Annotated in this window: 19 protein-coding genes; 13 read left to right on the top strand and 6 right to left on the bottom strand. The window is 62.9% G+C overall.

Going from position 1 to position 19,609, the window contains the following annotated elements:
- Positions 1 to 9: 9 nt before the first annotated feature.
- From JV241A_RS14490 to JV241A_RS14530, 9 genes are all read left to right on the top strand, one after another.
- Positions 10 to 1,125: an agmatine deiminase family protein gene (locus JV241A_RS14490; protein ID WP_134063216.1), complete on the top strand. Its 1,116-nt coding sequence runs from the start codon at positions 10 to 12 to the stop codon at positions 1,123 to 1,125.
- Positions 1,126 to 1,209: 84 nt separating this feature from the next.
- Positions 1,210 to 1,809 (top strand): TetR/AcrR family transcriptional regulator, encoded by a 600-nt coding sequence (locus tag JV241A_RS14495; protein WP_115087493.1) that lies wholly within the window; start codon positions 1,210 to 1,212, stop codon positions 1,807 to 1,809.
- Positions 1,810 to 1,881: 72 nt separating this feature from the next.
- A complete protein-coding gene (locus JV241A_RS14500; RefSeq protein WP_134063218.1) occupies positions 1,882 to 3,039 on the top strand; it encodes an efflux RND transporter periplasmic adaptor subunit in 1,158 nt (385 codons plus the stop codon).
- A complete protein-coding gene (locus tag JV241A_RS14505; RefSeq protein WP_115087495.1) occupies positions 3,036 to 6,164 on the top strand; it encodes an efflux RND transporter permease subunit in 3,129 nt (1,042 codons plus the stop codon). The genes JV241A_RS14500 and JV241A_RS14505 overlap by 4 nt, the downstream gene beginning before the upstream one ends.
- On the top strand, positions 6,148 to 6,582 hold the full coding sequence (locus JV241A_RS14510; protein ID WP_134063220.1) for an N-acetyltransferase: 435 nt from the start codon (positions 6,148 to 6,150) through the stop codon (positions 6,580 to 6,582). Before JV241A_RS14505 ends, JV241A_RS14510 begins: the two co-directional genes overlap by 17 nt.
- An 86-nt stretch (positions 6,583 to 6,668) precedes the next feature.
- The gene (locus JV241A_RS14515) at positions 6,669 to 7,490 is read left to right on the top strand and encodes an aspartyl/asparaginyl beta-hydroxylase domain-containing protein (RefSeq protein ID WP_115087497.1); all 822 of its coding nucleotides are present in this window, start codon (positions 6,669 to 6,671) and stop codon (positions 7,488 to 7,490) included.
- 100 nt (positions 7,491 to 7,590) lie between these two features.
- Entirely contained in the window at positions 7,591 to 8,376 is a 786-nt protein-coding gene (locus JV241A_RS14520) for a MipA/OmpV family protein (protein ID WP_166675704.1), read from the top strand.
- 126 nt (positions 8,377 to 8,502) lie between these two features.
- Positions 8,503 to 9,342 carry a glutathione-dependent disulfide-bond oxidoreductase gene (yghU, locus tag JV241A_RS14525; protein ID WP_115087498.1) on the top strand — a complete coding sequence of 280 codons (840 nt, stop codon included), beginning with the start codon at positions 8,503 to 8,505 and terminating at the stop codon, positions 9,340 to 9,342.
- 127 nt (positions 9,343 to 9,469) lie between these two features.
- A complete protein-coding gene (locus JV241A_RS14530; protein WP_115087499.1) occupies positions 9,470 to 9,799 on the top strand; it encodes a hypothetical protein in 330 nt (109 codons plus the stop codon).
- Between the two features lie 267 nt (positions 9,800 to 10,066).
- On the opposite strand, the gene JV241A_RS14535 is transcribed toward JV241A_RS14530, so the two are convergent.
- Both JV241A_RS14535 and JV241A_RS14540 read right to left on the bottom strand, forming a co-directional pair.
- Positions 10,067 to 10,993 carry an alpha/beta hydrolase gene (locus JV241A_RS14535; RefSeq protein WP_134063222.1) on the bottom strand — a complete coding sequence of 309 codons (927 nt, stop codon included), beginning with the start codon at positions 10,991 to 10,993 and terminating at the stop codon, positions 10,067 to 10,069.
- Positions 10,980 to 11,819: an SDR family NAD(P)-dependent oxidoreductase gene (locus tag JV241A_RS14540; RefSeq protein WP_134063224.1), complete on the bottom strand. Its 840-nt coding sequence runs from the start codon at positions 11,817 to 11,819 to the stop codon at positions 10,980 to 10,982. The genes JV241A_RS14535 and JV241A_RS14540 overlap by 14 nt, the downstream gene beginning before the upstream one ends.
- Before the next feature lie 144 nt (positions 11,820 to 11,963).
- On the opposite strand from JV241A_RS14540, the gene JV241A_RS14545 reads away from it, so the two are divergent.
- The 3 genes from JV241A_RS14545 to nudE all read left to right on the top strand — a co-directional run bounded on the left by JV241A_RS14545 (position 11,964) and on the right by nudE (position 14,918).
- The gene (locus tag JV241A_RS14545; RefSeq protein ID WP_115087502.1) at positions 11,964 to 13,007 is read left to right on the top strand and encodes a Rieske 2Fe-2S domain-containing protein; all 1,044 of its coding nucleotides are present in this window, start codon (positions 11,964 to 11,966) and stop codon (positions 13,005 to 13,007) included.
- Positions 13,008 to 13,138: 131 nt separating this feature from the next.
- Complete coding sequence (locus tag JV241A_RS14550; protein ID WP_115087503.1) at positions 13,139 to 14,269, top strand: LuxR C-terminal-related transcriptional regulator; 1,131 nt, start codon at positions 13,139 to 13,141, stop codon at positions 14,267 to 14,269.
- A 91-nt stretch (positions 14,270 to 14,360) separates the two neighbouring features.
- Positions 14,361 to 14,918, top strand: a complete 558-nt coding sequence (gene nudE / locus JV241A_RS14555) for an ADP compounds hydrolase NudE (protein WP_115087504.1) — start codon at positions 14,361 to 14,363, stop codon at positions 14,916 to 14,918.
- A 147-nt stretch (positions 14,919 to 15,065) separates the two neighbouring features.
- Here nudE and dmpG read toward each other — a convergent pair whose 3' ends face one another.
- The 4 genes from dmpG to JV241A_RS14575 are packed head-to-tail and all read right to left on the bottom strand — an operon-like array spanning position 15,066 to position 18,656.
- Positions 15,066 to 16,100: a 4-hydroxy-2-oxovalerate aldolase gene (dmpG, locus tag JV241A_RS14560; protein WP_115087505.1), complete on the bottom strand. Its 1,035-nt coding sequence runs from the start codon at positions 16,098 to 16,100 to the stop codon at positions 15,066 to 15,068.
- 13 nt (positions 16,101 to 16,113) lie between these two features.
- Positions 16,114 to 17,022, bottom strand: coding sequence for an acetaldehyde dehydrogenase (acetylating) (locus tag JV241A_RS14565; RefSeq protein ID WP_115087506.1), 909 nt, complete (start codon positions 17,020 to 17,022; stop codon positions 16,114 to 16,116).
- A gap of 18 nt (positions 17,023 to 17,040) precedes the next feature.
- On the bottom strand, positions 17,041 to 17,832 hold the full coding sequence (locus JV241A_RS14570) for a fumarylacetoacetate hydrolase family protein (RefSeq protein ID WP_134063226.1): 792 nt from the start codon (positions 17,830 to 17,832) through the stop codon (positions 17,041 to 17,043).
- Positions 17,829 to 18,656, bottom strand: a complete 828-nt coding sequence (locus JV241A_RS14575; protein ID WP_115087508.1) for an alpha/beta fold hydrolase — start codon at positions 18,654 to 18,656, stop codon at positions 17,829 to 17,831. Before JV241A_RS14575 ends, JV241A_RS14570 begins: the two co-directional genes overlap by 4 nt.
- Positions 18,657 to 18,810: 154 nt before the next feature.
- Here JV241A_RS14575 and JV241A_RS14580 point away from each other — a divergent pair, with 154 nt between their 5' ends.
- A complete protein-coding gene (locus JV241A_RS14580; RefSeq protein WP_115087509.1) occupies positions 18,811 to 19,584 on the top strand; it encodes an SDR family oxidoreductase in 774 nt (257 codons plus the stop codon).
- Positions 19,585 to 19,609: the final 25 nt, after the last annotated feature.

Here is a 19,609-nt window from a genome sequence, read left to right on the forward strand (position 1 = left end):
GCCATACCGATGACACCCCGTCGTACCTTTCTCAAACATTTGTCAGTCGCCGCCGGCATCGCCGGCCTCGGCCTCGGCCCGTTGCGCCTGGCCATGGCCGCTGACGAGCGCTGGTTCATGCCCGAAGAAGACCAGGCCCAGCGACGGATCTTCCTGGCCTTCGCCGCCGCCGAAATTGTCTGGGAAGACCAGGCGGACGCGGTCAACAGCTGTATCGCGCAACTGGCCCGTACCATCGCCCGGTACCAGCCGGTCACCGTACTCTGCCGTCCCGAAGACCTGGCTGAGGCACGCCAGCAATGCGGCACCGACAACATCGAGTTCCTGCCTGTGGCACTGGACGACATCTGGATCCGCGATTACGGCGGCTGCTTTGTCATCGACGACGACGGCAACAGCGCGCTGATGGACTTCAACTTCAACGGCTGGGGCAACAAGCAACGCCACCGCAACGATAGCCGGGTGGCGGCAACGCTCAGCGAAACCCTGGGCGTGCCCTACCTGCAAAGCGAGCTGACCGGCGAAGGCGGCGGCATCGAAGTGGATGGCCATGGCACGGCGATCATCACCGAAAGCTGCTGGGTCAACGCCAACCGCAACCCGGACTGGAGCCGCCGCGACGTCGAGGCCGAGCTTAAAGCCAACCTTGGCCTGCGCAAGATCATCTGGCTGCCGGGTATCAAGGGCCAGGACATCACCGATGCCCATGTCGACTTCTATGCGCGCTTCGTCAAACCGGGGGTGGTGATCGCCAACCTCGACAATGACCCTGACTCCTACGATTACCGAGTCACCCGCAAGCACCTGGAGATCCTCAAGCAGGCCACCGACGCCGACGGCCGCCCGTTGACCGTGCACCTGCTGCCGCCGCCAAGCAAACTGCGCAGCAACCGCTTCACCCGCGACAACCCGGAGTTTGCCGCCGGCTACATCAACTACCTGCCGATCAATGGCGCGGTGATCGCGCCGCAATTTGGCGACCCGCAGGCCGACCAGCACTGCAAGCAATTGCTCAGCAAACTGTACCCGGGGCGGATCATCGAGCAGGTCAACATCGACCCGATTGCCGCCGGTGGCGGCGGGATTCATTGCATCAGCAAGAACATGCCCGATACCCGGCAGTAATCCAACCCGCCGCCTTGCTCGCTTGACGGCGTGCAGCGGCAGGCCAATAATAGATCGATCAGTCAGTCTATTAATGAGCCAGGTATGAGAACCGTAGACCCGGAAAAAGTCGCCGCCAAACGCAAGCAGATCCTCGATGCGGCCATCGAATGCTTCGCCCGCAATGGCTTTCACTCCACCTCGACGGCGCAAATCTGCGCCGCTGCGGGCATGAGCCCGGGCAACCTGTTCCACTACTTCCCCAGCAAGAACGCGATCATCGAAGCCATTGCCCAGGACGACCAGCATGGCATGGCCGAGTTGATCGCCCACCACGCCAAGGCCAAGGACACCCTCGTTGCAATCGAGAACATCGCCATCGACATGATGGAGTTGTGCAGCGACCCCACCTACGCCCGGATCAGCCTCGAAGTCGCCGCCGAAGCCTTGCGCAACCCCGAGGTCGGCGCCCTGCTTGCCGCCAATGACGCCAAGGTCAAGGCCGATCTCCAGGCCTTGCTCAAGCGCGGCATCGAAGCCGGGCAGATTGACCCGACGCTGGATACACCGATAGCCGCGACCTGGCTGATCGCCCTGACCGAAGGCGGCATCGGCCGCGTCGTGCTCGAGCCAGGCTTCAAGGCCAAAGCCCATAAACCGATGCTGCGTACGATCATCCGCAGGTTCCTGCAGTTGCAGCCATAAGCAGCCCGATATCGGCCTGTTGTACTCGTTGTTACCTCCCCTTGTTGATATGCCCACTCGAGATTGATCGCGATGGCTTTTGTGCTGCGAGACAAACCCCGCCTGTTGATCCCCGGCCTGTTGCTACTGCTCGTGGCTGGCTGGGTGCTGGTGATGCCTGCCAGCGAGCAACCGGATATCGCCCCCCCGCAAGTGCCATTGCTCAAGGTCAGCAGCGTGCTGGCCGAACCCGGCACCGTGAGCCAGACCCTCCACGTCACCGGCAGCCTGGTGGCCCGCGACGAGGTGTCCATTGGTACCGCGCTGCAAGACACGCGCATTGCCAGGGTACTGGTCGAAGAAGGCGACACAGTGGTGGCCGGGCAACTGCTGGCGCAGCTGGAAACCGATACCCTCGACGCCCAGGTACGCCAGGCCGAGGCCACCCTCAATCGCAATGCCGCCCTGATCAAACAGCAGCAAGCGCTCGACACCGAGGCACAGGCCAGCCTGGCGCGAATCAATGAGTTGGGCAGCATCGGTGCGGTCAGCGCCCAGCAACTCGACCAGCAACGCGCCCAGGCCCACTCCAGCGCCGCCGCGTTGGCTGCCGCCCAGGCCGAGCACCAACAGGCCATCGCGCAACTGACTGACGCCCGTACTCGCCGCGACAAGGCCATCATCCTGGCCCCGGTCAACGGCATCATCTCCGAACGCCACGCGCGGTTGGGTGCCATGGCCGGTAGTGAGCCGCTGTTCAAACTGATACGTGACGGGCAACTCGAGCTCGATGGCGAGCTGGCGCAAAGTGCGCTGCAGACCATCCGGGTCGGTACCGAGGTACAGGTGCAAGTTGCCGGCATGGCCGATAGCGTTGCCGGCACGGTGCGTTTGCTGGCGCCCAAGGTGGATGCCGGCACCCGGCTCGGACGCGTGCGCATCAGCCTCGCGGCAACGGCCGATGTGCGCGCTGGCAGTTTCGCCAGCAGCAGGATCGAAACCGGCACTACCGCGGCCGCGGTGGTCATTCCGCTACGGGCGGTGACCTTTGCCGACGATGGCGGCGCCACCGTCATGGTCCTGGACATCAAGGGCCAGGCGAGCGTGCGTAGCGTGGTCCTCGGCCAGCGCAACAGCCTGCGGGTGCAGGTCAGCAGCGGCCTTGCCGCCGGTGAGCGGGTAGTGGCAAGCGCCTCGGCCTTCGTGCGCAACGGCGACGTGGTCAGCCTGGCACAGGAGCTGGAGCAATGAACCTGGCGGTGTCGTCCTGGGCCATTCGGCGGCCCATCCCTACCCTGGTATTGTTCCTGGTGCTGGCCGTGGCGGGCTGGATTTCCTTTGCCGACCTGCCGATCAACGCCAACCCGCGGGTCGACTTTCCGGTGATCACCGTCGCCGTAGTCCAGGTCGGTGCCGCGCCGAGCGAACTCGAACATGCGGTCACCCAGCGGGTCGAGCGCGCGGTGTCCGGCCTGGCCGGTATCCGTCACATCACCTCGACGATCGCCGATGCCATCTCGGTCACCACCGTGGAGTTCCAGCTCGGTGTCGACCCCGACCGGGCCGCCAACGACATCCGCGACGCCATCGGGCAAATTCGCGCGGACTTGCCGCAGACTATCGAAGAGCCGCTGGTCACGCGCATTGATGTCGAGGGCGGAGCGATCCTCAACTACGCCGTCAAATCCAGCGCCCGCAATGCCGTGGACCTGTCCTGGTTTGTCGATGATGTACTCGGCCGGGAACTGCTTGGCGTGCCCGGGGTGCAAAAAGTGCAGCGCCTGGGCGGCCTCGAGCGTGAGGTCAAGGTCGAACTCAAGCCCGATCGCCTTGAGGCGCTGGGCATCTCGGCCGACCAGGTCAACACCCAGCTGCTGCACAGCAACAGCAACGTGCCTGGCGGGCGGGCGATTCTCGCCGACAGCGAGCAATCCATACGCACACTGGGCAGCGCCCTGACCGTGCAAGCCCTGGGCGACACCCCAATCGCCCTGCCGGACGGACGCTGGGCGCGGTTGAACGAGCTGGCAAGCGTGGTCGATGGCGCCGGTGAAATGCGCTCGCTGGCGCGCCTGAACGGTGAGCAGGTGGTCGGTTTTGCCGTGTTTCGCGCCAAGGGCTCCAGCGATACCCGGGTGGCCGCAGGGGTAGAGGCTGCGCTCCAGCGCCTGCAGCAACATCACCCGGATATCGAAGTCCAGCAGGTCGCCTCGATGGTCGACTACACGCTGGCCAGCTACAACGCCGCGATCATGACCCTGATCGAAGGCGCGCTGCTGACGGTGCTGGTGGTGTTCCTGTTCCTGCGCAACTGGCGCGCGACCCTGGTGGCGGCCATCGCCCTGCCCTTGTCGATCCTGCCGACCTTCGCCGCCATGGCCTGGTTCGGCTACAGCCTCAACAGCATCACCTTGCTGGCCCTGACCCTGGTAATCGGCATCCTGGTCGACGATGCAATTGTCGAAATCGAGAACATCGAGCGTCACCTGGATCAAGGCAAGCGCCCCTACCAGGCGGCCATTGATGCCTCCGATGCTATCGGCTTTGCCGTGGTGGCAATTACCGCGACCATCGTTGCGGTATTCCTGCCGGTCAGTTTTATCGGCGGCTTTGTCGGCCAGTATTTCACCCCCTTCGGCATCACCGTGTCGGCAGCGGTGTTGAGCTCACTGCTGGTGGCACGGCTGGTGACGCCGCTGATGGCCGCCTACTTGCTCAAGCCCAAATCGACTGAACATCAGCAGCAGGCAACGCAAGCGCCCACTGGTTTGCTCGCTCGCTATCTGCGCCTGCTTGAGTGGGCACTGGCGCATCGACGCAAGAGCCTGGTGATCGCGGCGGTTTTCCTGCTGGCCTCCTTTGCCCTGGTACCGTTGCTGCCTTCGGGTTTCATGCCGGTCAGCGATACCAGCCTGAGCCGCATCGATGTCTCCCTGCCACCCGGCACGCCCCTGGCGCAGACCGACCGGACCCTGCAACAGATGGCCGCGAAACTGCGCCAGCAGCCACAAGTGATGTTCGTTTTCAGCACCGCAGGCGGCGAAGATGCCTCCGGCGCCACCGATGTCGCCAGCGGCCAATTGCTGGTGCGCCTGGTGCCACCCGAGCAGCGCGAGGTGAGCCAGAAGGCATTCGAACACGCACTACGACCGGTCCTCGGTGAGTTCGCCGATGTGCGCTTTGCCTTTCGCAGCGACAGTGCGGCGCGAGACATCTCGGTGATTCTCGTCGGTGCCGACGCCCAGCAACTGTCCCAAGCCGCTTACGCGCTGCAAAGCGATATGCGCATGATCAAGGGACTGGCCAATGTCCAGGTCAACGAACCCTTGCCGCGCCCGGAGCTGTTGATCCGCCCGCGCCTGGATGAGGCCGCGCGCTCTGGCGTCAGTGCCCAGGCCATCGGCACCGTGGCGCGAATTGCCACCTTGGGCGATATCAATGCCAATTCAGCGCGCTTCAACTTCCACGACCGGCAAGTACCGATTCGCGTGCAACTTGCCGAGGCGCAGCAAGGCGACCTCGACACGCTGCGCAACCTGCGGGTGGCCAGCGACAATGGCGGCACGCTGGCGCTGTACAGTGTCGCCGACATCGACTACGGCAGTGGCCCGACAAGGATCGAACGCTTCGACCGGCTGCGGCGAATCTCGGTGGACGCCGATCTGGCCGGGGTGACCATTGGCTCGGCCCTGGAAGCGATCCAGGCCACACCCGCCTTGCAGCACCTGCCCCTTGGCGTGCGCGAGGTGGAGTATGGCGACGCCGAGTACATGAATGAAATGTTCGAGAGGTTCGCCACGGCCATGACCTTCGGCATCCTCATGGTATTTGCCGTGCTGGTCCTGCTGTTTCGCGACTTCCTGCAGCCAGTGACCATCCTCGTCTCCCTGCCCCTGGCAGTCGGCGGTGCCATCGGCGGCCTGCTGTTGTATGGCGCCGCCATCGACCTGCCGGTGGTTATCGGTTTGCTGATGCTGATGGGCATCGTCACCAAGAACTCGATTCTGATGGTCGAATTCATCATCGAAAAACGCCGCGCCGGCATGCCCCGGCACCTGGCACTGATACAGTCAGGTGCCGAACGTGCCAGGCCAATCGTAATGACCACCATCGCCATGGTCGCCGGTATGATTCCAGCGGTCCTCAGCAGCGGCGCCGATGCGGGCTTTCGCGGGCCCATGGCGATTGCCGTTATCGGCGGACTGGTGACGTCGACCTTGCTCAGCCTGGTCTTCGTACCGGTGGTCTTCAGCTATATGGACGACCTGAACAACTGGCTGGCCCCGCGCCTGGCAAAACTCACTTCCGTGACCGCGCAAGACCGGGCTGCAGCGCAACAGCAACTAACAGAGGCACGCAATGATCAGACAATTTGAAGCAAACGACATGGATGCAGTTCTGGATATCTGGTTAACGGCCTCGATCCAGGCGCATGACTTTGTCGACCCGGCCGTTTGGCAAGACCAGGTCGACAACATGCGCACGCTCTACTTACCCGCCTCGCAGGTTTATGTATTCGAAGCAGCAGGCAGAACGACTGGCTTTTATGCAGTACATGATAATAACCTGGCGGCGATCTTTGTCCGCCCGGCGTGCCAAGGTCAAGGTATTGGCAAAGCGTTGATTACCCATGCCAAGCAGCACTGCACAGAATTGACGCTGTCGGTGTATAAAGAAAACAGCGCCAGCGTGCAGTTTTACCTGGCACAGGGTTTTACCATCATCAACGAATCCGTGGATGAACACACCGGCCACCCGGAGTACTTAATGAGCACCCGCAAACAGCAGATGTAAACTCTATTACATTTGCCTGAAAGAACGTTACAGCAACTCCCGATACGCTGCAATCCGGGACAGCTGACTTCTTTCAGGCGGTACGCATGAGCAAAAAACTTCGCAAACAAATCGTCCACTTGGCGAGCTTCGCTGTAGTGGCTTTTCTAATTTACTCGAACACCCTGCTGACGCTAGGGTTAATACTGATGTTTGTCGCCTGCGGTGTTTATGACCTCGGCCGTAACGGTGCGGTCGACAAACACATCGTCAAAAAATATTTTCTCGGTGGCGGGCGCAATACCTGGGTGCTGTCACCCTTCAACACCCTGATCGACCTGCTGTGCAAACCCAACAAGCACATCTATCAGTTGCATGACCTGCCTGACGCCTGCAATCGCGAGGTCCGGCAAGTGATCGAGATTTCGCTGCGGCACAAGTTCGAGATCATCCGACACCTGGAATCGCGGATGCACAACAACAAGCGCGGGATGTTGTTCTTCCAGTGGTACGGGCGCTCGTCCAGCACGCAACTGAATATTCCTGCGCTTCAGCAACCGTTCGCTTATGTAAAGACGGTGGGCGTGTCGGTGTTCAATGAAAACCAGTCAACCTCTTTTCATTTTGGGCCGTTGCGTTTGATGCTGCGGGTGCTTTACAACATCAGCCCACCGTTGCACAACGAAGGTGTATACATCCAGGTAAAACAGGAAAAGCACTACTGGCACGACCAGCCGTTGTTTATTTTCGATGACACCCTGCTACATGCCTCGTACAACAACAGCAGTGGCAAACGTTATTGCCTGTTTATCGACATCGTCCGCCCTTCCCCTGTTCACCGCCTACTGAGCGGCCTAGTGCTGCTGTTCTCGAAGTTGGTCTTCGGGCTTCGCCGGATGTTCTACAAAAACTGGAAGCCCATTGAATAATCAATGGCACTAACAGAGTTTTACATTCTGCACACTGATGATAACAACCAAGTCCCGTACCCTAAACAAACTTTAGCCCACGAGAACAACGTAAACCACCATGAAGATAACAAGGATTTACACTGCATTGACCGGCCTCTGCCTGGTGACCGCCTCGGCGGACTTATTGGCTGACGATTGGCTATTTACCCTGCAAGGCGGCGCGGCCAATGCACCCCGTTACAGCGGCAGCAGTGAGCGCTCGACAGTACCGATGCTCGGCTTCGAGATCGAAAGCCCTTATGGATTCTTCCTACAGGACAAAGGCCTAGGCTGGAAACAGGAATGGGATGACGCCAGTTTCAGCACCTACATCGGCACCAGCGACGAGCGAAAAGACCGCAAAAAAGGCTACCGCGGCTCCGATCGCCTGCGTGGCATGGGATCGATCAAATCCCGCGCCCTGGTGGGCATGGAAGGGTCCTACACCTGGGGGCCGGTCACCTTCGGTGCGACGTTCGAACATGCGCTGAAAAAAGACAGCAACAAAGACACCGGCTCCGCCTACCAGACCCTGGAGCTGAGTGTCGGCACATCGTTGTACGAAGGTGATTTTGGTAGCCTGACCGGCAACATCAATGCGCTGTTTGGTGACGCCGACTACGTCCGCACCTGGTACGGCGTCAGCGAGCAGCAAGCCGCCAACAGCCGCTTTGCCGCACACAAGACCCACAGCGGCCTGGTAAGTCAGGGCGTCAACTTGACCTGGAGTCTGCCACTGGGCGAAAACACCCGCCTGCATACCCTGCTGGATGTGCAGAACCTCTCCGGGCATGTGAGTGACAGTCCGATCGTCGACCGCCGGGTGCAAACCTCCATCGCCAGCGTGCTCGAGTACAGCTTCTAGAACGCCCGCCCTTTAGCCCCGGAGCCTGTGCCGCAGGCTCCCCGGGAAGCACCAGCAGCCCTGTTTGACAACCGCGCGCGCCAGACCGGAACATGAGCCCCTCGAGCACACCAGGAGGTTCATCGCATGAGCAAGGCACCCTATGTCCCGCCTCGGGTCTGGCAGCACGACGCGCCGTCTGGCGGCGAGTTCGCCAACATCAACCGTCCGCTGGCCGGCCCGACCCACGACAAGGCCCTGCCCGTGGGCAAGCAGCCGCTGCAACTGTATTCCCTGGCCACGCCCAATGGCGTGAAGGTCACCATCCTCCTCGAAGAGCTGCTGGCGCTCGGGCATACCGGCGCCGAGTACGACGCTTGGCTGATTCGCATCAGCGAAGGCGAGCAGTTCTCCAGCGGCTTCGTCGAGGTCAACCCCAACTCGAAGATCCCTGCCCTGCTCGACTACAGCGTGCAGCCGCCGCTGCGGGTGTTCGAGTCCGGTTCGATCCTGCTCTACCTTGCCGAAAAATTCGCTGAGTTCCTGCCGACCGACCCGGCCGGTCGTACCGAGACCATGAACTGGCTGTTCTGGCAGATGGGTTCGGCGCCCTACCTGGGCGGCGGCTTCGGTCACTTCTACGCCTACGCGCCGGAAAAATTCGAGTACCCGATCAACCGCTTCACCATGGAAACCAAGCGTCAGCTGGATGTGCTCGACCGCCGCCTGGCGGAAAGCAAGTACCTGGCCGGTGATAGCTACACCATCGCCGATATTGCCGTCTGGTCCTGGTATGGCCAGCTGGCGTTGGGCAGGTTGTACTCGGCGGGCGAGTTCCTCGGCGTGCAGGACTACACCCACGTGCAACGCTGGGCACAAGCGATTGCCGAACGCCCGGCGGTGCTCCGCGGCCTGCGGGTGAACCGCACCTGGGGCGATGAAGCGAGTCAGGTGGCAGAGCGGCATTCGGCGCAGGATCTGGATTGAGGCAACAGCATTCGACGTCAAACTCGAGTACTGTGTGGCAAATACTGGCAGGGATAGCCATTGTGCTCCACGGTCAGGTCAAGCAAGCGCCGCTCACCACACGAATCAAGAGTTAATCAAATCCAGGATGGAGCACTACAAATCACTGTTGCAGGCGCTGTTCTTCTTCGCGCTGACCTTTGGCCTTGGCTATCTGTCGATACGCCGCATGCGCAAGCTGCGCGAGGCCGTCGACAGCGAGTTCGAAACGGCGCTGCGACGGCTCCGGATTGATCACCACGAAGTGCTGCTAGACCGCACCCAGCGCCGCTATCACCCGGAGGCGATCCAGGTGCACCGGATACTGCGCGATGACCAAGGCCAGCACTACCTGTATGTGCACATCAGCGATTCGCCCGGAGTCATGCAGCCACTGAGCCACGAGAGAGCGCTGCTGGCGTTGGGCAAGAAAGCCTAGGGCATCAACCTGGCAACACTCGGCACCGGGATGTAACAAGGCTGGAAGCCGGGTTGGCAGTAGTAAGCCATGGTCACTGGCGCCGGTAACGGGCGGTTCAGAAGAGCGGTATAGACTGCGCCAAAGGCGCAGACAGTCAAGGCAAGGCAAATTGTTTTTGTTGTTTTCATGGCCATTCCACCACAGACGAGGAAAAGACGTTGTGCGCCCCAGACTAAAAACTGCTGCGACAACCTGCTTCGTCCAAACGGACTAGAAAACCGCCGCTCAGACCAGCGCCCGGCGCAGGTCTGCCGCGGCGCCGGCCAGGGTCGTGGCAGCGCGTTCGACAAACGCCGTCATGCTGATGAAACCATGCACCATGCCCGCGCAGCGCTCGACCCGAGTCGCCACACCCGCCCGCTGCAAGCGCTCGGCAAAGGCTTCGCCTTCGTCGCGTAGCGGATCGTACTCGGCAGAGATCAGCGTGGTGGCTGGCATCCCGCTCAGCGACTCGGCGAGCAGCGGTGAGGCCAATGGATCCTCAACCTGCTCCGGGCGTTGCAGGTAGCTGCGCCAGAACCAGGCCATCATCGCCCGCGACAACAGATAACCTTCGCCATACGCCTGGTATGAAGCGCTGTCGCAACGGCCATCGGTGACCGGGTAGAACAGGCACTGATAGCGGATCCGCGGGCCCTGGTGCTGTGCGGCCAGGCGGCTGACGGCGATCGCCAGGTTGGCCCCGGCGCTGTCGCCGGCCAGTGCCAGGCGGCTGCCATCGACCCGCAGGCTGCCGGCCTGCTCGACCAGCCAGCAGGTGGCGGCATAGCAATCGAGCGGCGCCGCCGGGAAGCGCGCCTCCGGTGCCAGCCGGTAGGCAACCGAGACCACCACCGCGCCGGTTGCACTGGCCAGCGCCCGGCACAGGTGGTCATGGGTTTCGAGTGTGCCGATGACAAAGCCGCCACCATGGAAGAACACCAGCAGCGGCAGGTTGTCCTGATCCAGCGGCCGATACAGCCGGGCATCCAGCTCACCGGCAGCGCCGGCCACCCGCAGGTCGCGCACTTCAGCCATGACCGGGCCCAGGATCGGCGGCAACAGGTGGTCGGCATACTGGCGGTACTGCGCGGCATCGAGCTGGTCGTAGTCGGGCTCACCCCGGGCGCTGAACGGCTCAAGCACAGCGACGATCTGCTTATCGAGCGGCATGGGCATCTCCTTGCACATCGATCATCTGGAACTGCGGGTTGGTTTCTTCAAGGATGCTGCGCAGGCGCAGCTCCAGGGCGGGTTTGAAGTCTTTATGGGGGAAGATCCAGAAGCGCTGCTCGGCCAGGGCCGCAAACACCTGGGCGGCCAAGGCGCGGGGCGTCATGCCCTGGCGGATGCTGTCGTCAAGTACGGCGCTGAACGCTGCGCCGGCCTGATCGCGGGCCTGGTTCGAGGCCATGATGTCACTGGCCACCGGCCCCGGGCAGAGCACCGACACCGAGACCTGGGCGCCGAGCATGCTCAACTCGAACTGCAGGGTCTCGGACAACGCCACCACCGCCTGCTTGGTGACGTTGTACGGCGCCATCAACGGGCTGCTGAGCAGCCCGGCGAGCGACGCGGTATTGATCACCTGTGCCGGGTGGCCTTGCTTGAGCAACAGCGGGACAAAACTGCGGATGCCATTGATCGTCCCCTGCAGGTTGATGGCGAGCATGCGCTGCCATTGCTCGTGGCTGATTTCCCAGCTGTAGCCGGTCTGCATCACCCCGGCATTGTTGAACAGCAGGTCGACCCGCTGAAAATGCGCCAGGGCGACATCGCGCAGGCGCTCGACCTGGGTCACATCGCTGATATCGGTCACCTGGGCGATCGCCTGCGCCCCCTGCCCTTGCAGCTGCGCGCAGAGCGTCTGCAAGCCCGGACCATCGACATCGGCCAGCACCAACTGCATGCCCAGCCCTGCCGCATGCTCGGCCAGGCCCCGGCCAATACCGCTGGCTGCGCCGGTAATCACCGCCACCCGCCCCTGCTCGTTGCTCATTTTGCTCTCCCGCTGCTGGCTTGATTGCACCAGTAGAGCCGTCAGCCAGCGGGCGGCCATCGTCCGTTCAGACGATGCCCGCCAGTACAGGGGCGGCAGAATCACTCGCACAGCACACCCCGTGATACACCGGAGAACAATAAGATGAGCACCCTGCACCGCATTGAAGCCAAGCTGCTGGAAGACCGCTACGCCCGTGGTTGGCACTGCCTGGGCCTGGCCGCGCAATACCGTGATGGCAAGGCCCACCGCCTGGACGTGTTTGGCACCCGCCTGGTGGCGTTCCAGGGTGAAGACGGCCAACTGAACATTCTCGACGGCTTCTGCCCGCACATGGGCGCTGATCTGAGCACCGGCTGCATCGAAGGCAACTCGATCCGCTGCCCGTTCCACAGCTGGCGCTGGGGCGCCGATGGCGTGTGCGACGACATTCCCTACGCCAAGCGCATTCCGCCACGGGCCAAGGTCAAGCGCTGGCCGATCATGGAGGAAAACCAGCTGCTGTTCGTCTGGAACGACCCGCAAGGCAACCCGCCGATCGCCGAGCAGGCGATCCCGCGCATCGACGCCTGTTTCAGTGACGAGTGGGCCAGCTGGGAAGTGGCCGAATTGCAGATCGACACCAACTGCCGCGAGCTGATCGACAACGTCGCCGACATGGCGCACTTCGGCACGGTCCATGGCGCGCCGGTGGCCGAGTTCAGCAACGTTTTCGAAGGCCACCTGGCCACCCAGATCATGCGTGCCCGCAGCGAGCGCCTGTCTGGCGACAGCGAGCTGAGCACCGTGGCCACCTACTTCGGCCCGGCCTACCAGATCACCGAAATGACCGGGGCGATGAACGGCCAGCCGATCCACTCGATCCTGCTCAACTGCCATGTGCCGATCGATCTCAACAGCTTCACCCTGCGCTATGGCGTGCTGGTGAAAAAGATCCCCGGGCTGAGCGAGGAACAGAACCAGGCCATGGCCAAGGCCTATGTGCAACAGGCCCAGGCCGCCTTCTACGAAGACGTGGCGATCTGGCACAGCAAGACCCGGGTCGACAACCCGCTGCTGTGCGACGGCGATGGCCCGGTCTACCAGTTGCGGCGCTGGTACGAACAGTTCTATACCGACGTCGCCCTGCTGCCTGCCGAGACCCGTGACAACAAGCGTTTCGTGGTACTTGACGGCGAGCGTGCCTGAGCCTTGCCGACAGCTTCGGACAGGCGTGCGTTACGCCTGTCCGGATGCGTGTACGGAGCGTTGCGTGCACGCGTCGACGACGATTATTCTCTGCCATCGCCAACGCTAATAATAAAAAATGGTAGTTCCCTATGCAGCCGTGCCTCACCCTAGAGTCGTTCAGCGACTTGCTCGGTCACCTCTATCAAGGGCCAATGGAGAACATTCCCTGGGTCACCTTCCTCAACCAGCTCAACCTGCAGCTGCACAGCAAATACGTCACCTTCATCCTGCGCCCGCCCAGCGCCCACGTCGACGGCCTGATGGTCAACACCACCGGCAGTTCGAGCGAAACCACCGCCTCCTATAACAAGCATTTCTTTGCCCTCGACCCATTCGTCGACCTGCCCAACCGTGAAGTGGTGACCCTCGCCAGCTACGTTTCCAACGACGAGCTGCTGCAATCGGAGTTCTACAAGAATTTTCTCGAGCCGGTGGACGTGTTCCATATCCTCGGTGCCGACATCAACACCTGTGATGGCGCCCAGTGCCGCATCCGCATCAGCCGCGGGCGTAACGACCAGCCCTTCGGCGATGAAGAAAAAACCCTGCTGGCGCGTTTCATCCCGCACCTGGAACGCTCGATCAAGCTGCACATGCAGCTCAACCGCATCGAAACCGAACGCAACCTCTACGCCGGCGCCGTCGACCAGATGGCGGTGGGCACCATCATCCTCGACGAAACCGGCAAGGTGCTGCAGACCAACCAGGTTGCCGAGCGGCTGATCCAGGAAAAGGACGGCATCAAGCTGGTCAACGACGGCCTGCAGGTCGGTACCGCGCGCGACACCCAGGAGTTCCGCCGCCTGGTCAAGCAATCACTGCTGTCGCAGAAAAGCAGCAACCCCTCGGTGGTCGAGGCCATGCGCGTGCAACGCCCGTCCGGGCGCGCCGACCTTGGCATCATCGTGCGCTCGGTACCGCTGTCGACCTGGAGCGAAGGCAAGCAATGCCCGACCGTGGTGATCTTCATCAGCGACCCGGAGCAGCAATCGTCAGCGCCGCAGGAGATCGTCCGTGCGCTGTTCGATTTCACCCCGGCCGAAACCCAGCTGGCCATGCTGTTGGCCAACGGCCTGACCCTGGATGAAGCCTCGGAAGAACTGGGTATCAGCCGCAACACCTCGCGTGCCCATCTGCGTTCGACCTTTTCCAAGACCGGCGTGACCCGCCAGACCATGCTGGTGCGCTTGATTTTGCGCAGCGTGGCGACCCTCGGCTGAAGCGGCGCCCTCGTCCGCTTGGACGATGGCGGGCCGCCAAGTACAGCGCACAGTGCAGGCATCCACCCTCCGTCACCGCGTGGGCCTGCATATGCGTAATTGTCCGACCATCCTCAAGACCGAACTGCTGGCTGAAAGCAGCCATTTCCAGATCGAAGCCCTGCACCTGCAGTTCAGCAATGGCCAGCGGCGCATCTACGAACGTTTGCGCGGTACCGGCTACCGCTCGGTGATGCTGGTGGCGATGCCCGATCCCGAGCATGTGCTGATGGTGCGCGAGTACGCCGTGGGTGTAGAGGGCACCATCCTCGGGCTGCCCAAGGGCGGTGCCGAAGCGGATGAAAGCTACCTGCAGGCGGCGCAGCGCGAGCTGTGCGAAGAAGTCGGCCTGCGCGCGGCACGGCTGACCGAACTGGGCGAACTGACCCTGGCACCGGGGCATTTGTGTCATCGTTATCGCGTGGTACTGGCCCAGGACCTGAGCCCTTGTGCCCTGGACGGAGATGAGCCCGAGCCGCTGGAATGCATCAAGGTACCGCTGGCGCAGATCCCGGAACGGGTGGCCAGTGGGGAGTTGCATGAGGCCCGGGCGATTGCTGCGTTGTTCATGGCCATGGGGGCCTGTGGGAGCGGGCTTGACCCGCGATGAGGCCGGGGCAGCCTGCGCAGCAAGGAGTTGTCTGAACTACGAGCGCTATGCGCTCGATCGCTGGCAAGGCCAGCTCCCACAGGTTCAGCGCTGTACTCAGATCCATTGTGGGAGCCGGCCTTGCCGGCGATGAAGCCAGCGCGCCTCTCAGGTCGGCATCACCCCACGCGCCCGCGACAGGGTCAGGGCCAGGTCTTCGATCATGTCTTCCTGACCGCCCACCGTGCCCCGCCGCCCTAGCTCTACCAGCAAGTCCCGCGCGGCAATGCCGTACTTGAGCTCGGCACGCTTGGCAAACAACAGGAACGAACTGTAGACCCCGGCATAACCCAGGGTCAGGGCATCACGGTCGAGACGAATGGGTTGGTCCATCATCGGCACCACCAGGTCCTCGGCCACGTCCATGATTCGGTACAGGTCAACGCCGCTGCTCACGCCCATACGCTCCAGCACGGCGACGAACACTTCCAGCGGCGTGTTGCCCGCCCCCGCTCCCAGCCCGGCAACCGAGCCGTCGATGCGCACGGCGCCGGCCTCGATAGCCGCCAGCGAGTTGGCAATCGCCATGCCCAGGTTGTGGTGGCCATGAAAACCGACTTCGGTGCTGGCATTCAAACCGGCACGCAACAGGCCAATCTTCTCGCTGACTTCAGCCGGCAGCATGTAGCCCGCGGAGTCGGTGCAGTAGATGCAGTTGGCGCCGTAGCTTTCCATCAGCCGCGCCTGTTCCAGCAGTTTTTCCGCGCTGACCATGTGCGCCATCATCAGGAAACCGACGGTGTCCAGGCCCATCTTCGCCGCCATGCCGATGTGCTGGCCGGAAACATCCGCCTCGGTGCAGTGGGTCGCCACACGAATGGTCGAGACGCCATGTTCATGGGCCATTTTCAGGTGATCAAGGGTGCCGATTCCCGGTAGCAGCAAGGCCGACACCTTGGCCTGTTTGAGCCTGGGGATCACCGCCGCGAAGTATTCCTCATCGCTGTGGGCAGGAAATCCGTAGTTCAGCGAAGCCCCACCCAGGCCATCGCCATGGGTGATTTCAATCAGCGGCACACCGGCCGCATCCAGGCCGCTGGCCACCGCGATCATCTGCTCCAGGCTGATCTGGTGACGTTTGGCGTGCATCCCGTCGCGCAGGCTCATGTCGTGCAGACGGACGCTTTTACCTTGCAGATTCATGGCAGTTCTCCACTCAACGGACGGGCAATTGCAGGGTGCCCTTGTGGGCTTCTTCGGCAAACATCTCGGCAGTGCGCAAACCCGCAGCGGTCATGATGTCGAGGTTGCCGGCGGACTTGGGCAGGAAATCGCCGAGGCCTTCGACCTCGATGAAGATCGACACCTTGCGGCCATCGAAAATCGGCCCGTTGATCAGCTTGTAGCCGGGCACGTAGCGCTGCACTTCCTTGACCATGCTCAGCACCGAAGCGCGGATGGCCTCGCGGTCGGGCTCCTCGTCGGTCAGGCAGTGGATGGTGTCGCGCATCATCAGCGGCGGCTCGGCCGGGTTGATGACGATGATCGCCTTGCCGCGCCGGGCGCCACCGATCTGCTCGACGGCACCGGCGGTGGTGCGGGTGAATTCGTCGATGTTCTGCCGGGTGCCCGGGCCCACCGAGCCGGAAGACACCGTGGCGACGATCTCGCCATAGGCCACCGACTGGATGCGCGACACCGCCGCAACCATGGGGATGGTCGCCTGGCCACCGCAGGTGACCATGTTGACGTTCATCGCCAGCGTCGCCGCATGCTGTTTGAGGTTGACCGGCGGCACGCAGAACGGCCCGATGGCCGCCGGCGTGAGGTCGACCATGATCACCCCCAGCGCGTTGAGCTTGCGGCTGTTGTGCGCATGCACATAGGCCGAAGTGGCATCGAAGGCGATACGAATATCATCGTCGAGTACGTGCGGCAGCAACCCGTCCAGGCCGTCGGCGGTGGTCTTCACGCCCAGTTCGCGGGCGCGCTTGAGGCCTTCGGACTGTGGGTCGACACCGACCATCCACACCGGTTCGATCCACTCGGAGCGACACATTTTCATCAGCAAATCCGTGCCGATGTTACCCGGCCCGATAATGGCCGCTTTCAGTTTCTTGCTCATTCGCGTCAACCTCGCAGGTCAGGCACAGAACGACACCCGGGCGCAGCCCAGGCCGTCGATGGTCAGGGAGAACTGGTCGCCGGCCCTGGCAGGCTCCAACGGCACCAGCGAGCCGGAAAGGATGATTTCCCCGGCCTTGAACGGGATGCCGAAGGCGCCCAGGGTGTTGGCCAGCCAGGCCACCGCGGTCAGCGGGTTGCCCTGCACCGCCGAGCCGAGGCCTTCGCTGATCAGCTCGCCGTTCTTGAACACCTGCATGCGCAGGTTGGGCAGGTCGAGCTGGCGCGGATCGACCTGGCTGTCACCGAGCACGAAAACCCCGCAGGAGGCGTTGTCGGCGACGGTGTCCTGGATGCGGATACGCCAGTCCTGGATGCGTGAATCGACGATCTCGAAACACGGCATGACGTACTCGGTCGCCGCCAGTACGTCGGCCTCGGTGACGCCGGGGCCGACTAGGTCATGCTTGAGCTTGAAGGCGATCTCGCCTTCGGCGCGCGGCTGGATCAGGCGATTGGCGCTCAGGGAAATCTGCGCGTCATCGGCAAAGGCCATCTGCTCGGTGATAAAACCGAAATCCGGCTGGTGCACATCGAGCATGCGCTGCACCGCCGCCGAGGTGACGCCGATCTTCTTGCCGACGATGCGGTCACCCGCCGCCACCCGCCGCTCGATGCTGTAGAGCGAGATATGGTAGGCATCCTCGATGCTGATCTGCGCCCAACGCTCGCTCAACGGCACCAGGGTGCTGCCGCTGCACAGGGCCTGGTACAGCTCTTCGCCATACTGGCGATGCAAATGCTCGCTCATGCCCGTGCCTCCGCGAGGAACGCCAGGCATTCGCGGTTGAACAGTTCGCGGTGCTCGACCATCACCCAGTGCCCGCATTCGCTGAGCAGCACGAAACGAATCCGGCTGCAGGCGGCAAGCAGGGTCTGCGCGCCGGAAGCCGGGCAGAACTTGTCGTTCATGCCCCAGAAGCCGAGGATCGGGCACTGCAGCGCAGGCAAGCGCGACGCCAGATTGGGTACCTGCATGCTCGACAGTACGCAGGTCGGCTGCTGGCCCACCACCGCGACGCGCTCGGCCACGGTTTCGTCGCTGATCAGCGCCGGGTCGAACAGTTGCAGGCTGAGCAGGCGGCGCATGCCGGCGGCATCGTTGAGCTCGCCGTTGGCAAAGGCGGCGCCCATCTTCTGGATGCCTTCCATTTGCAGGTAGTACTGCTCCTTGTCCATCAGCCCACCTGGGGCCATGAGCACCAGCCGGCTGACCCGCTGCGGCTGGTCCAGCGCCAGCTTGATGGCGATGGCACCGCCCAGGGAGTTGCCGATCAGTACGCAGCGCTGGATATCCAGGGCATCGAGCAACCCGCCCAGGGCACTGACGAAAAAGTCCAGGCTATAGACCGTTTGCGGCTTGCTCGAAGCGCCGTAACCGGGCAGGTCGGGGACAATCACCCGATACCCGGCCGCGGCGAATGCCGGGTAGTTCTGTTTGAAGTTGCTATGCCCGCTGGCGCCCGGGCCGCTGCCGTGGATGAACACCACCGCCTCGCCCGTGCCAACATCCTGGTAATGCAGCTGCAAACCATCGGGCAGCGTTACCACGTGCCCTTGCGCTGATGCGCCCATGAGGTGTCCTCCCGGCTTGTTGTTGTACCGGGATTATTGAGATCGGCCGCCGCGCCAACATCGTCCGACAGGACTACTAGTCCCTTCGGACGTTGGCCCCTGCCCGTGCGCTGCCTAGCATCCAGCTCATTACTGTGGCGAACACGAGGCAGGCATGCACGACCCTATGGATTTTCGCGGCAAGGTGGTTCTGGTCACCGGTGGTGGCAAAGGTGTGGGCCGCGGCATCAGCCGGCGCTTTCTCGAGTGCGGCGCCGAGGTGGTGATCTGCGGGCGCCAGGCGCCTGCCACATTGCCTGCCAGCGCCGGGCGCGAGGCGCTGTTCCTGGCCTGCGACGTGCGGGACATCGAGCAGGTCCAGCAGATGATGGTGGCGATCGTCGAGCGCTTCGGCCGCCTTGACGTGCTAATCAACAACGCCGGTGGCGCCCCCTATGCCGAAGCCGCCAGCGCCTCGCCGCGCTTCAGCGAATCGATCATCCGCCTGAACCTGCTGGCACCGCTGAACCTCAGTCAGCAGGCCAACCGCATCATGCAGGCCCAGGCCGACGGCGGCAGCATCATCAATATCTGCAGCGTCAGCGCCACCCGCCCTTCCCCCGGCACTGCCGCCTACGGCGCGGCCAAGGCCGGCTTGCTCAACCTGAGCCGCTCGCTGGCGGTAGAGTGGGCACCCAAGGTACGGGTCAACGCCGTCACCGCCGGGCTGATCCTCACCGAGCAGGCAGCCCTGCACTATGGCGATGAAGGCGACCTGGCCGAGGTCGCGGCGACCATCCCGCTGCAACGCCTGGCCAGCCCCGAAGACATCGGTGACAGCTGCCTGTACCTGGCCTCGTCACTGGCCCGTTATGTCAGCGGCGCCGACATTGCCGTGCATGGTGGCGGCGAGCGCCCGGCGTTTCTCGACGCGGCAAAGTCGCAGTAAGCGCTGCCTCCCGCAAGGCCACACC

Origin of the sequence: Pseudomonas sp. JV241A (genome assembly GCF_900275665.1) — a bacterium.
Lineage (GTDB): Bacteria > Pseudomonadota > Gammaproteobacteria > Pseudomonadales > Pseudomonadaceae > Aquipseudomonas > Aquipseudomonas wadenswilerensis.

Bases quoted from the DNA above. Each gene is read 5' to 3' on its own strand.
- JV241A_RS14530 (WP_115087499.1), top strand. From the start codon at position 9,470: ATGGAGCACTACAAATCACTGTTGCAGGCGCTGTTCTTCTTCGCGCTG.
- nudE (WP_115087504.1), top strand. From the start codon at position 14,361: ATGCGTAATTGTCCGACCATCCTCAAGACCGAACTGCTGGCTGAAAGC.
- JV241A_RS14510 (WP_134063220.1), top strand. From the start codon at position 6,148: ATGATCAGACAATTTGAAGCAAACGACATGGATGCAGTTCTGGATATC.
- JV241A_RS14490 (WP_134063216.1), top strand. From the start codon at position 10: ATGACACCCCGTCGTACCTTTCTCAAACATTTGTCAGTCGCCGCCGGC.
- JV241A_RS14505 (WP_115087495.1), top strand. From the start codon at position 3,036: ATGAACCTGGCGGTGTCGTCCTGGGCCATTCGGCGGCCCATCCCTACC.
- JV241A_RS14570 (WP_134063226.1), bottom strand. From the start codon at position 17,832: ATGAGCGAGCATTTGCATCGCCAGTATGGCGAAGAGCTGTACCAGGCC.
- dmpG (WP_115087505.1), bottom strand. From the start codon at position 16,100: ATGAATCTGCAAGGTAAAAGCGTCCGTCTGCACGACATGAGCCTGCGC.
- JV241A_RS14580 (WP_115087509.1), top strand. From the start codon at position 18,811: ATGCACGACCCTATGGATTTTCGCGGCAAGGTGGTTCTGGTCACCGGT.
- JV241A_RS14515 (WP_115087497.1), top strand. From the start codon at position 6,669: ATGAGCAAAAAACTTCGCAAACAAATCGTCCACTTGGCGAGCTTCGCT.
- JV241A_RS14520 (WP_166675704.1), top strand. From the start codon at position 7,591: ATGAAGATAACAAGGATTTACACTGCATTGACCGGCCTCTGCCTGGTG.
- JV241A_RS14535 (WP_134063222.1), bottom strand. From the start codon at position 10,993: ATGCCGCTCGATAAGCAGATCGTCGCTGTGCTTGAGCCGTTCAGCGCC.
- JV241A_RS14495 (WP_115087493.1), top strand. From the start codon at position 1,210: ATGAGAACCGTAGACCCGGAAAAAGTCGCCGCCAAACGCAAGCAGATC.
- yghU (WP_115087498.1), top strand. From the start codon at position 8,503: ATGAGCAAGGCACCCTATGTCCCGCCTCGGGTCTGGCAGCACGACGCG.
- JV241A_RS14565 (WP_115087506.1), bottom strand. From the start codon at position 17,022: ATGAGCAAGAAACTGAAAGCGGCCATTATCGGGCCGGGTAACATCGGC.
- JV241A_RS14545 (WP_115087502.1), top strand. From the start codon at position 11,964: ATGAGCACCCTGCACCGCATTGAAGCCAAGCTGCTGGAAGACCGCTAC.
- JV241A_RS14550 (WP_115087503.1), top strand. From the start codon at position 13,139: ATGCAGCCGTGCCTCACCCTAGAGTCGTTCAGCGACTTGCTCGGTCAC.
- JV241A_RS14540 (WP_134063224.1), bottom strand. From the start codon at position 11,819: ATGAGCAACGAGCAGGGGCGGGTGGCGGTGATTACCGGCGCAGCCAGC.
- JV241A_RS14575 (WP_115087508.1), bottom strand. From the start codon at position 18,656: ATGGGCGCATCAGCGCAAGGGCACGTGGTAACGCTGCCCGATGGTTTG.
- JV241A_RS14500 (WP_134063218.1), top strand. From the start codon at position 1,882: ATGGCTTTTGTGCTGCGAGACAAACCCCGCCTGTTGATCCCCGGCCTG.